Origin of the sequence: Lunatimonas lonarensis (assembly GCF_000390185.1) — a bacterium.
Lineage (GTDB): Bacteria > Bacteroidota > Bacteroidia > Cytophagales > Cyclobacteriaceae > Lunatimonas > Lunatimonas lonarensis.
Map to the genome: position 1 here is coordinate 15,488 of NZ_AQHR01000073.1, position 12,522 is coordinate 28,009.

11 protein-coding genes are annotated in these 12,522 nt (G+C 46.1%); 6 read left to right on the forward strand and 5 right to left on the reverse strand.

Annotation, left to right across the window (positions count from 1 at the left end; translation table 11 throughout):
- Positions 1 to 17 precede the first annotated feature (17 nt).
- Positions 18 to 3,374 carry a transcription-repair coupling factor gene (gene mfd, locus ADIS_RS11995; RefSeq protein WP_035805813.1) on the reverse strand — a complete coding sequence of 1,119 codons (3,357 nt, stop codon included), beginning with the start codon at positions 3,372 to 3,374 and terminating at the stop codon, positions 18 to 20.
- 184 nt (positions 3,375 to 3,558) lie between these two features.
- On the opposite strand from mfd, the gene ADIS_RS12000 reads away from it, so the two are divergent.
- From ADIS_RS12000 to ADIS_RS12015, 4 genes are all read left to right on the forward strand, one after another.
- Positions 3,559 to 4,170: a cytochrome c oxidase subunit 3 gene (locus tag ADIS_RS12000; protein ID WP_010854791.1), complete on the forward strand. Its 612-nt coding sequence runs from the start codon at positions 3,559 to 3,561 to the stop codon at positions 4,168 to 4,170.
- Between the two features lie 130 nt (positions 4,171 to 4,300).
- A complete protein-coding gene (gene hflK / locus ADIS_RS12005; protein WP_010854792.1) occupies positions 4,301 to 5,278 on the forward strand; it encodes an FtsH protease activity modulator HflK in 978 nt (325 codons plus the stop codon).
- Positions 5,275 to 6,213: a protease modulator HflC gene (gene hflC / locus ADIS_RS12010; protein ID WP_010854793.1), complete on the forward strand. Its 939-nt coding sequence runs from the start codon at positions 5,275 to 5,277 to the stop codon at positions 6,211 to 6,213. The genes hflK and hflC overlap by 4 nt, the downstream gene beginning before the upstream one ends.
- Positions 6,214 to 6,242: 29 nt before the next feature.
- On the forward strand, positions 6,243 to 6,716 hold the full coding sequence (locus ADIS_RS12015; RefSeq protein ID WP_010854794.1) for an SRPBCC family protein: 474 nt from the start codon (positions 6,243 to 6,245) through the stop codon (positions 6,714 to 6,716).
- On the opposite strand, the gene ADIS_RS12020 is transcribed toward ADIS_RS12015, so the two are convergent.
- The gene (locus ADIS_RS12020) at positions 6,699 to 7,172 is read right to left on the reverse strand and encodes a Fur family transcriptional regulator (protein ID WP_010854795.1); all 474 of its coding nucleotides are present in this window, start codon (positions 7,170 to 7,172) and stop codon (positions 6,699 to 6,701) included. The genes ADIS_RS12015 and ADIS_RS12020 overlap by 18 nt on opposite strands.
- Before the next feature lie 372 nt (positions 7,173 to 7,544).
- Here ADIS_RS12020 and ADIS_RS12025 point away from each other — a divergent pair, with 372 nt between their 5' ends.
- On the forward strand, positions 7,545 to 8,717 hold the full coding sequence (locus ADIS_RS12025) for an aspartyl protease family protein (protein ID WP_238325427.1): 1,173 nt from the start codon (positions 7,545 to 7,547) through the stop codon (positions 8,715 to 8,717).
- 176 nt (positions 8,718 to 8,893) lie between these two features.
- A complete protein-coding gene (locus tag ADIS_RS12030) occupies positions 8,894 to 10,339 on the forward strand; it encodes a sensor histidine kinase (RefSeq protein WP_010854797.1) in 1,446 nt (481 codons plus the stop codon).
- A gap of 27 nt (positions 10,340 to 10,366) precedes the next feature.
- Here the strand turns inward: ADIS_RS12030 and nagB are convergent, their stop codons facing one another.
- The 3 genes from nagB to ADIS_RS12045 all read right to left on the reverse strand — a co-directional run bounded on the left by nagB (position 10,367) and on the right by ADIS_RS12045 (position 12,510).
- On the reverse strand, positions 10,367 to 11,095 hold the full coding sequence (gene nagB, locus ADIS_RS12035; protein ID WP_010854798.1) for a glucosamine-6-phosphate deaminase: 729 nt from the start codon (positions 11,093 to 11,095) through the stop codon (positions 10,367 to 10,369).
- A 101-nt stretch (positions 11,096 to 11,196) separates the two neighbouring features.
- Entirely contained in the window at positions 11,197 to 11,805 is a 609-nt protein-coding gene (locus ADIS_RS12040; protein ID WP_010854799.1) for a trimeric intracellular cation channel family protein, read from the reverse strand.
- A gap of 87 nt (positions 11,806 to 11,892) precedes the next feature.
- Positions 11,893 to 12,510: a class I SAM-dependent methyltransferase gene (locus ADIS_RS12045; RefSeq protein WP_010854800.1), complete on the reverse strand. Its 618-nt coding sequence runs from the start codon at positions 12,508 to 12,510 to the stop codon at positions 11,893 to 11,895.
- Between the last annotated feature and the right edge of the window lie 12 nt (positions 12,511 to 12,522).

The following is a 12,522-nucleotide window of genomic DNA, read 5'->3' on the forward strand; positions in this document are numbered from 1 at the left end:
AAACTGCTGGGATAAATTTATGAGTCCTGCAACAAAATCAATGCCTCCTTGGCCTTTTCAACGGTCTTTATGTGGGCAATGATGAGAATCAAACGGTTTTTGTGCTCTTTTATTTTACCATTTTTCCCAAATGCCTGCACTTTTTTCAGAATATTCCCGAACAAAGGCGACCGATAGTAATCCTCTCGTTCTGAGGAAACAAAGTGGCACTTCATTTGTTCGTTTTTAAGCACAAGTTTCTCAAAACCTAGCCGTTCGGCTACCCACCTGAGCCGTACCGTTTCCATTAACGTTACCACGGTGGCAGGCAATGGCCCAAAACGATCATTCAGCTCGAACTCCAATTTGCCCAGCTCCTCTTCATTTTTCACATTGTCCAATTTCGAGTAAAGGCTCAATCTTTCGGAAATATTGCTCACGTAGCTGTCCGGAATCAGTAGCTCCAAATCCGTCTCGATCACACAATCCCGCACCAGTACCTGCACTTTTTCCTTTAAGTCCACCTCAAACAGTGCCGCAAATTCATTCTCCTTCAGCTCCTGTACAGCTTCTTCAAGGATTTTATGGTACATCTCAAAACCCAGATCACTGATAAATCCACTTTGCTCTGCACCCAACAAGTTCCCCGCTCCCCGAATGTCCAAATCCCGCATAGCTACTTTGAACCCATCTCCCAAGTCGGAAAATTCCTCCAACGCCGCCAGCCGCTTGCGGGATTCCGGCGTGAGAACTGCCGTGGGAGGCGTAAGCAGGTAGCAATAGGCCTTTTTATTGCTACGCCCCACCCGCCCGCGCATCTGATGCAAGTCGCTGACACCAAACATGTGGGCTCTATTGATGATGATGGTATTGGCATTGGGGATGTCCAGCCCGGATTCAATAATATTGGTTGAAATCAACACGTCGTACTCCCCCTCGATAAAAGCTACCATGATCTTTTCCAGCTGTTTGCCGTCCATCTGTCCATGGGCACCTACCACCCTAGCATCCGGGACCAATTTGAGGATTAGATTGGCGATGGAATCAATCTCGCCCACACGGTTGTGGACAAAGAAAACCTGGCCATTTCGCCGGAGCTCATTTACAATGGCATCCCGGATGATTTCCTCCTGAAAGGTATATATTTCCGTAGTTACCGGCTGTCTGTTGGGTGGCGGCGTGGCGATAACGGATAGATCCCTTGCACCCATCAACGAAAAATGAAGTGTTCTCGGAATAGGGGTCGCCGTGAGAGTGAGTACATCTACGTTGACCCTGAGTTGCTTAAGCTGGTCCTTGACCTTAACCCCAAACTTTTGCTCTTCGTCGATTACCAACAAGCCAAGATTCTTGAAATTGATGTCTTTGTTCACTATCCTGTGGGTTCCGATCAAAATGTCTATCTCCCCACTGTTCACTCTTTTTATAATCTCTTTGATTTCCTTTGCTGTCCTAAATCGATTGATATAGTCAACTTCTACCGGAAACTGCGCCAACCGTTCCTTAAACGTATGGTAATGCTGCATTGCCAATATGGTTGTTGGTACCAAGACCGCCACTTGTTTTCGGTCGTTGACGGCCTTAAATGCGGCCCGGATCGCTACCTCCGTTTTTCCAAACCCCACGTCGCCGCAGACCAGTCGATCCATTGGATAGCTCTTTTCCATATCGCGTTTCACGTCTGCGGTAGCTGTGGCCTGATCGGGGGTATCCTCATATATGAAAGAACTTTCCAGTTCAACTTGTAGCACACTATCCCCGCTAAACGAATGCCCCTTGGCATGCGTACGTTTGGCATACAAGGCTATCAAGTCCTTTGCAATATCTTTAACCTTGCTTTTTACACGCTTTTTCTTGTTTTCCCATTCCGGTGACCCCAATTTGGACATGGCAGGCTGCGTGCCCTCTTGACCTGAGTATTTTGAAATCTTGTGAAGGGAGTGGATATTTATGTAAAGCAGATCATCATCCCGAAACACCAAGCGAATGGCCTCTTGAAATTTCCCGTTCACGTCTACTCGTTCCAGTCCGGCAAACCTTCCGACGCCGTAGTCGACGTGGACAACAAAATCGCCTGGATGTAGGCTTTTGAGCTCTTTTAATGTCAGGGATTTCAATTTGCTGGACCGCTTCTTGCTTTTGTATCGGTGAAAGCGTTCAAATATCTCGTGATCTGTGTAGCAGGCAAGCTTAAGTGACTCATCTACAAACCCTCCACGCAAACTCAGCAACAGGGACTCCACCCGAAGTGTGGGATCCAACTCCCCAAAAATATTCTTTAGCCGCTCTATCTGCTTTTCACTATCCGAACAGATGATATTGACCAGACCCCGCCGTTCGTTCTCCTGAAGGTTGGCAACCAGCAGATCAAAATTTTTGTTGAACGCCGGTTGGGGCTTAGTATCAAACTGAAACCATTCCCCGGTGGCCTTCGTGCCAAGGCTGCCAAATTCCACCGTTTTGAGTGAAGCGATCCTACCCAAGAATGTCTGTCCATTCTCGAACAGCCTTTCGGGCGGCATCAAAAGGGATTTTCCGGAATCACCCTTGCCTGTGTCACCAAGGTACCTGTCTTCTGCTGCCTGGTACAGCCGGTCCATTTGGTCAAGGGTATGTGTGCTATCCTTACACCAAATTATCGTGTTGGAGGGAAAAAAGTCGACGACCGACTGACGGGTTTCCTCTGTGAAAACGGTCTGTATGTTTGGAACAATCGATATCTCGGTCAGCGAATCCTGGGAGAGTTGGCTGTCCGGGTCAAATGTACGGATGCTCTCTATTTCCCTTCCGAAAAATTCTAGGCGGTAAGGGAGGTCAAATGCAAAGGAAAAAACGTCGATAATCCCTCCACGAATGGCAAACTGGCCTGCCTCGTAGACAAAATCAGTCTTTTCAAATCCATAGGTATGGAGAAGCTCCTCCAAAAAGGGCACATCTACCGCTTCTCCAACCTGCACTGAAAAGGTACTTTCCTTGAGGCTTTTCTTGTTTACTACCTTTTCATAAAGCGCCTCCGGATAGGTCACCATCACGGCACTGGTTAGGTTGGCCGATAGCAGCGCGCTAAGCACCTCTGCTCTCATCAGTACATTGGCGTTATCTACCTCTTCGTGCTGATAGGGCTTTTTTGCCGTAGCCGGGAAATAAAGCAAACCCTGAACGGTATTGAGCACCTCCAGATCCCCGTGCAGATACGCCGCCTCCTCCTGATCGTGGGCGACAATAATATGGAATCCACCCAACAGCTCAGACAGGGAATAAATAGTCAACATATCCGCACTCCCAGACAGCCCTTTTAATCGGAAGGGGCCGTCGGTATGACGTGCTACCTTATCCGCCACACTTCGTAGGATAGGATCCTGACTATATAGCCTCAAAAACTCACTTCTCTCCAAGTTCAATCCGTTTTGATACGGTATTAAAATCGCCCGCAAGTTAGAAAATTACTGGCGAATACGGGAACCCATCTTTTGCGATCTCCTACTATGCCAAGTCACCGTGCAGAATTCCGGTAATTCCTAACTTCTGCCAAGCCTGTTGAACCATCGTCTTTCCAATTTGTTTATTCAAAAAAAAAGAATGAGCACCAAGGAAAAAGAACATTGGTTTACCCGCGTGGAAAACATGCACCCCTACCAGACACTGGTGTATTTGGGCATGTTTGGCTCGGGCATTATCTTTTTATTCTTACTGATAGCTTTTTTGGGTTCTCAGGCAACTTTCTCGTTTAACGGTCTCCTCAGCCTTCCCAAAACGTTTGTAGCGAGTTCTTTTCTTCTCATTTGGAGCGGCTATTCCGCCAACAAAATATTGCCCCATTTCAACGCCTCTGATCTGGAAAAACTGAAATCGGCTGTATCGGAAACGGTACTGCTCGGACTGGCATTTTCCGGGCTGCAATTAGTCGGCTGGCGGGAACTGACTGCCATGGGGCTTCCCTTTGTCGGTCTGCCCTCGGGAAGCTTTGTGTACGTACTCAGCGGTATTCACCTGGTTCATCTGGTGGGTGCGATGATTTATGCCCTGATTCTCCTAATGCAACTGAAGGCATGCGAAAAGGATGCAATCAAACATTTATTGCTATTCTCAAACCCCTACAACCGAATGAAATTTACCCTTTTTTCGGTTTACTGGAAATTCATGGATTTCGTTTGGATCATTCTTTTTATCACCTTAATCCTCGTAGTTTAGCCGCCTTTCATTCGAGTTTGCCTGCATCCCGTTCTATGTGCAGCGTGTAAATCAGGCTTTCAGGTTGAAATAGGCACTAGTCTTTGTAACTTTACCCACTAATCAAACGTCTCAGGAAAAAAAATATCCCATGTCACAAGAACAATACGAAATAAATATCAATCCCGATTGGATAAAAAAGTACCTCGTGAAAATCATAGGAGGTATTATCCTTTTGGTGATCCTCGCCACTTCTGTTAAAACAGTGGGGCCGGAGGAGGAGGGCGTTGTCATCCAACTTGGGCAGTATAATCGCACCGTTCAGCCGGGGCTAGCATTTATCATTCCGTTTATGGAACGCATGTACAAAATCCCTGTACAGCGCCAGTTGAAGCAGGAGTTTGGCTTTCGAACCTCTTCGGCAGCCCAGCGTTCAGAGTACTCCAAAACCGCCTATTCGGAAGAAAGCATGATGCTGACCGGGGATCTGAACCTCACCGATGTGGAATGGGTAATCCAGTACCGGATCGTTGACTCGTACAAGTTTTTGTTCCGAGTCAGAAATGCAGAGAAAACCCTGCGAGACATGTCCGAAGCGGCCATGCGCAAGATCGTCGGAGACCGTACTGTCAACGAAGTGCTCACTGTTGGGCGTCAAGAAATCGCATCGAGCGTAGAAGTCCTGCTGCAAAGCATGTGCGACGAATATGAAAACGGCATCCGAATAGACCAAGTGGTGCTCCAGGATGTAAATCCTCCGGAGACGGTGAAGCCATCGTTCAATGCAGTGAACGAAGCCCAGCAGGAGCGGGAAACTCTGATAAACCAAGCAGAAGCGGAATACAACCGCGTGATACCCCGGGCCAGAGGGGAGGCTACTGAAACCGTTCAGCTCGCCGAAGCCTATGCCTTGAACCGGGTCAACCGCGCCAGGGGGGAAGCCAACCGATTCAATTCAGTATACGAAGCCTACATCAAAGCTCCAGAGGTCACCAAACAACGTATTTACTTGGAGACAATAGAGCGTGTGCTGCCAAAATTACAAAACAAAATCATTACCGACGAGAAAGGCAGCAATGTCCTGCCCCTATTAAACCTCAATGGAGAACCTAAAAAACTGAACCCATGAACAATCGATTGATAACTTACTTGGTGGTCGGTGCCCTATTGCTGTTTTCCATTAATGACACCGTATTCATATTGGATGAAACCCAGCAGGCCATCGTAACGCAGTTTGGCAAGCCTGTTGGCGAACAGCGTACCAATCCTGGAATGAACTTCAAGGTTCCTTTCATTCAAAAAGTCCAGTTTTTTGACAAACGCTACCTTGAATGGGACGGAGACAAAAACCAAGTGCCCACAAAAGACAAAAAATTCATCTTTGTAGATACCTATGCGAGGTGGCAAATAACCAATCCATTGCAGTTTTTTATCCGATTACGCGATGAACGCTCTGCCCAATCCAGACTGGACGACATCTTGGATGGCGAAACCAGAAACGCAATAGCCAGCCACGATCTGTTGGATTTGGTACGATCTTCCAATCGGGATCCAGAGGTAACGGAAGACTTCATGGAAGACATCGAGATATTGGAGGATATTGAAGTTGGGAGAGCGGCCATTGAAAAAATCGTGTTGGAAAAAGCCAATCAACGGTGCCTTGATCTGGGCGTTCGCATCCTGGATTTTCGGTTCAAACGTATGAACTACGTAGATGAAGTTCGCGATCGTGTTTATGACCGAATGATTTCCGAACGTAACCGAATTGCAGATCAGTTCCGCTCTGAGGGACAAGGTGAGGCTCGCGTAATCGAAGGCAACAAAGAAAGAGACCTTGCGCAAATTCAATCGGAAGCCTTCCAAAAAGCCGAGGAGATCCGAGGTAGGGCCGATGCCGAGGCATCTGAAATCTATGCCGAGGTGTACAACCGCAACCGTCAATCCATCGATTTGTATCGATTCCTACGGAGCATGGAGGCTTTTGAAAAATCCCTGGATGAAAATACAAGCCTGATCATTTCATCAGACTCCGAATTGTTTCGCTACTTTAAGCGACTAAACTAAGTACCGCTTTTACTGGTTAATCACTTATGATGAAGTTTCGTATCTCCACCTTGGTTGACCAGTATTACTTAGATGTAAAAAAAGGGTTCAACGCCGACCTATTGTCTACGTTGAGCCCTCCATTTCCTCCTGTGAAACTACTCCGGTTTGATGGTTCAGAGGTCGGCGATCTGGTGACCCTTGAATTGAACTTGATTTTGTTCAGACAGATTTGGACGAGCAAAATTACAGAGGCAGGAACGACCGAAGATGAATACTTCTTCGTGGATGAAGGCATTAAGCTACCCTTTTTCCTTGGAAAGTGGAGACACCGCCACCGTATTGTCCGAATCGGCGAGGGACGGTCTGAAATTCTGGACGAAATCGCTTATTCCGGACGCTTTCGTGTACTGACCCCTCTTCTCTATCCGATCCTTTACCTTCAATTCCTTTTCCGTCGACCCATTTACCGGCGGGTGTTTTCGGCAACAAATGCCGCTGACAAATCAAATAGTAAGGTGTAGGTTCTCACAATCGGTGACCTTACAGTCACCATAAAGAACCAGGGAATGACTCGTAATGGCAGACTCGAACTCTATGCCAATCGCATCTTTTATCAGATTGATCCGCTCGTCGGAAAACTCCTTTATTTTACGGCATTGATTGCATACATAGTGGTCGTGGTGCTTGTAGGTAAGGGCTTGTTCGTACAGCGCCACCTTGTCCTTAAACTGGTGTTTTACCGCAAGACCACACTCCACCAGAAGGTCCAATGTGTTGTAAATGGTCGCCCGGCTGATGGTATATCCCTTGTTTCGCATCAGTAAGAAGAGCCCTTCCACATCGATGTGTTCGTCTTGGGGAAGCGCATACAACTCGTCAATGACGGAAAAACGCTCCGGGGTCTTCCTGCTTCCTTGTCGGAGCAAATAATTTTCGAATATTTTTTTTGCTTTTTCTATAAGTGACTTATCTGCCATGGTGTTTGATTCTGAAAAATAAATATGCGTCTTTTTTTAGATTTTATCAAATCCAAACCGAATCCTATGCATGCAGGCAGTTCAACCGGTCTATTCCATTATCGTCGTTTTTATGGCTGAGGCGAATGCTGTGGCAGGCCATTTATTTTGGTAATGGCTTCATAAAATCAACAATTTCACCAAATAACAGTTTATAAGCCAACATTTGATTAAAGATTATACCACAGGCTGCTGCAATCCAGAATTATTTTTTATCTTAACCAGTCATTTAAGAACATGCAATATTCTATGCTCTTTCGGAGAAATGTTTTACTCACCCTAATTTTTTGTGTTGCATCTTCCATCGTTTCGGGTCAGGTACCAGGGTTTTATATGAAAAAGGAGTCCAGGAGGATAAAAATTCCTTTCATAGATTCCAACAGCCTAGTCATCATGCCTGTTTCGGTAAACGGTGGAGAGGCAATCAATTTCCTGTTTGATACGGGGGTGAAGTCCAATATCTTTTTCAGTAAGACGATCGCCGACGAGCTTGGCATGGAGTACACGCGAAAACTAAACCTCGTAGGTGCCGATGGGCAGACTGTACTCAGTGCTTCCGTCTCTCCCAACAACCATTTCGATTTAGGGCAAATAGAAGGAATTTATCAGGCAGCGTTGGTATTGGACGAAGATTTTCTTGAGCTGGAAAAGGTGATAGGTATTCCCATTTATGGGGTAATCGGCCACGAATTCTTCAAAAACAACCCGGTGAAAATAGATTATGACAACGCCGAAGTCAGTTTCTACCGAACCAGCGCACTCAGGTGGAAACCATTGGGGTTTCGGTCTATGCCAATGGAACTCATTGGCAATAAGCCCTACATCAATACGACCATAAGGCAAATTGCAGGCCCTGAAATGACTGCCAAATTGCTGATAGATACGGGTGCGAACCATGGGCTTTTGCTGAATAGGGAAACAACCGAACAAATCGTACTCCCTCCCATGACCCTTGAAACAGACCTGGGCCGTTCCTTAGGAGGTGATCTCTTTGGTCTTGTAGGGCGAGTGAGAAGGATAGATATACAGGGACTCAAATTCCGGGGGGTGATAACTTCCTACCCGGACCAAACGGAATTTTCGGATGTCATCGTGGAAACAGGAAGGCAGGGCAGTTTGGGTGCTGAGCTGCTAAACCGGATCAAGATTATCTTCGACTATCCCAGGGAGCGGCTATTGTTGAAAAAGGGTGCCAAGTTCAGCGATGAATTTGACTACGACATGAGTGGACTCATGGTACGGGTTTCCTCTGCCGAAGACAAACGCTTTTATGTGAGCCAGGTCCGTGAGAATTCCCCTGCCGATCGGCAGGGGATCCAGCTGTTTGATGAAATCATTGCCATCAATAAAGTCCCTGCCTATTTTTGGGAACTGGCAGATATTACCAAGTTGTTTCGGTCAGAAGAAGGCCGGGTAATCACCTTGGATTTGCTCCGGGGTAGCGGAAATGAAGAAGAGCCACCGGAAAATCTCCGAATCACGTTTGTCCTGAAAAAACAACTGTAAGCTGTTGAGGGAGTGGGCGAAAAAATTCCTAAACCCATTTTTTGTAAAAAAATTCAAACAACGAATAATAGGATGTAAACGGCACTTGGATAAAATATTTTTCAGTTATCTTTGTAAAATTCGATGCTGTTCATCGAAAGTTTTTTCTTGCGGGCTATATTTTCGGCAAAAAATCCATGGAAGGATCAGTTTCGGTTGATTTTATAAGTGCATTGTTAACCATCAAAAAAGAGGCTGGGAAGTCCGCCCAATGCGTCTATATTTCAGAAAAGCTAAAGGGTATCTTCCAAGACGAAACCTCCTCACCGTTGGAGGAGTGTCTGGAGAAGCTATTTCCGTTGGCACCAAAACCCCTAATGGATACGCTGGTTGAAGCGATCGAAAAAGGTGAGAAGCGGGTTATCCCCTATCAAAGCAAGGAGAAACTATTGTCTGTGCAGGTAGAGGGAAGCGTAATCCGAACGGATGCCGGGCCAAGCTATTACAATTTACTGTTTTCTTTGGTCGAAAGCAGGCCTGTTTTACACCATGCCCTCCATCAGCAGGCTTTGTTCGAAAGCAGGCAACTTTATCGACGTATTGCCGAGAATTTTCCAAGGGGTACGATCGATGTGTTAGACAGTAAGTTTGACTATATCTATACCGAAGGCACCGAGTACTTAGAACTGTTAATTGAGCCTTCTTCCCTTATTGGCAGTTCTCATCTGGATCTTATTCCTGCGGAAAGTCGTGAAATAGCCCGCGAAAACCTGGAAAGGGTATTGAAAGGTGAAATGGTCACGTACGAAACCGTTCTTTGGAACAATCATTACCTAAGCAACGCGGTGCCCTTGCGAAACGAGCAGGAGGAAATAGATCATATTTTACTGGTGCATCAGAACATCTCCAATGCTAAAAAACTTGAAGCAGAAAGGGAGATCCTGATAAAAGACCTGGAGTCCCACAACGAAGAACTGTTAAGGTTTGCCTACATTGTCTCCCATAACCTAAGAGCACCCATTGTCAATATCTCGCTACTATTGGATCTCTACAACGAAAAAGATCCTTCTGATCCTGAAAACCCCGAAGTGATCGAAAACCTCAAGGTCTCCACCAGTCTGTTAAACGCCACGCTTCAGGACTTGATTGAAGTAGTGTCTATCAAAAAACAAAAAATCCCCAAGGTAGAACCCATTAACTTCCACTTACTACTGAACAACATCGAGAAAAGTCTATTTAACCAGCTCAAAGAATCGGGCATCAAGATCCACAAAGATTTTTCGAGGCTGGGCGAGATGAATTACGTGTATGCCCATCTGGAAAACTTTTTTATGAATTTTTTGACCAATTCGGTCAAGTACAAACACCCTACCAGAATCCCGGAAGTCTGGATAAGTACCTATAAAGAAGGCGACTACTGTGTCATCCACTACAAAGACAATGGAATAGGCCTAGATTTAGATCGGTATGGAGACAGACTTTTTGGCTTGTACCAACGCTTTCACAACCATGTAGAAGGCAAAGGGATGGGGCTTTATCTCGTCCGGGAACAGATAAGAGCCAACGATGGGAAGATCGAAATTGCCAGCAAAGTAGGGGAAGGATTGGCCTTTACCATCTATCTGAGAAACCTAATCGGATAGTATCGCCAATCCTTTCCCTTGGCCGCCTCAGGATGAAAGTAGGGATGCTGCCTCTCGATCCAAAAACACATACACAGACGGATGCCGCTGTAAAACTGAGGCCGGCAGCGCAGTAGTAACAGGCCCTTCGATCATTTCCTTTATCGCTTTTGCTTTGCTTTTTCCAAAAGCCACCATATATACGGTATGGGCATTCATAATGGATTGGATACCCATAGAAACTGCCCGCAGCGGTATATCATCTGGAGATGGAAAGTACTTAGCGTTGGAGTCGATCGTTGCCTGGCTCAACTCAGCCACGTGCGTAAGGCTATCAAAGGGGGTACCCGGTTCATTAAAGGCGATATGGCCATTGGTACCAATGCCTATCAACTGAATGGAGATACCTCCTGCTGCTTGGATCTTTTGCTCATACTCCCTGCAATTCTCCTCTAAGTCCCCTATTCCGGAAGGCACATGGGTTTTTGCCTTGTCGATATCCAGGTGATCAAACAACTGTTCATTCATAAAATACCGGTAGCTCTGTGGGCTTTCTCCATCCAAACCTGCATACTCATCGAGATTAAAGGTCGTGACCTGCCCGTAAGGAGTCCCATTTTGTTGATGGTCGGCAATCAGGTTTTTATACACTCCTACAGGTGAGTTGCCAGTAGATAGGCCCAATACCACACTGGGGTTTTCTTTAACTGCCCCGATGATTAACCTCGCAACTTCTTTGTCTAGTTCTTCTATTGAATCAAAAATCCTTACGTCCATATCAAATTGTTTTGTTGTGTATATGTGATTAAGCTAGATACTCCGCAACGTTTATTTAGACCACTTTCTTCTTTACGAAAGGCAAATGTCTTGGCAAGCCATTACCTACTGCCCCAAACGGGCAGACTTAGCTTATATTTGACAGCAACTAGCCGAATGACAATGATGGCGGTGATGGATAAAAGCAAGTTGATATCCCTCGATAGTCCATAATGGGAACACACCAAATACAACACCGCACCTGCCAAACAAGCGGATGCATAGACTTCCTTACGAAACAGAATGGGAATCTCGTTGGTCAAGGTGTCACGGATCACGCCTCCCATTACCGCAGAAAACATCCCCATAATCGCTGCGACTTCTAAGCTAAATCCCAAACTTAGGGTTTTCTCCACTCCCAAAATGGTAAAGAATCCTATTCCTAATGTATCAAACAAAAACAGGGTCTTCCTAAGCTTTGCCAAAAAACGGTAAAAAAGGAAAGTAAACAAAATGCCGGCAAAGATGGCATATAAAAATGCAACGTTGCCAATCCAAACCAACGGATAAGCTCCCAAGAGCATATCCCGAAGGCTACCCCCGCCGATCGCTGTTACAAACGCCGTAAATCCGGCACCAAACCAGTCATGCCCCTTGTCCTGAATAGCCAACGCACCGGAAATCGCAAAGAAGAACACCCCTATCAACTCCAGGGCATATTGTAGATCCATCGCTCAATCGTTAACAGCGCACAAAGATAGTCTATTCGCGACCATTTCCCTTGGCTTACCAAGTAATTGACGCCTTTTACGTTGATCTCAACCCTTCCCTAAAAGGAAAACCCCCATCGAACGCTGACGATGGACCAACACAGATTTAGGGGACTCTAGGTACCTCAGGCCCCATCGCGTCATTAGCCGCTGCAGATGCATCTCGCTTAACACAAAACGTTCACTACCATCGGGTAGTCTAAACCTTCCATTTCCGAGCTCCTCGGCCAGACCAAGGATACCACCGGCATCTGTACAGGTACGCAGCCACAGAAATCCACCTGGCTTCAACACCCTCATCATCTCCGACCACATTGCATCAAAATGGGCTTCGTCTCGAGCAAAATGTAAAACAGCACTCGAAATTATGGCATCAAATGCCCCTTTGTGAAAAAAAAGCTCCTCCACTTTCCCCACCTGAAAGCGCAATACATCGTGGGCCGGATCCAAAGACCTTGCATGCATCCTCAACATCTGAATAGCTAGCGCATCCTGGTCGATGCCAAAAACCTGAAAACCCGAACGAATAAAAAAAGTAGCATTCCTTCCCTCTCCACAACCGGCATCCAGGATCTTCATCTGCCTTTCGAAGCGCCCCTTTAGGATTTGATCCAACAGGTAAATATCCAGATTACCAAAAAGATTGTTAAGCGCTTTAACCTCCATAGCTAGTAACCG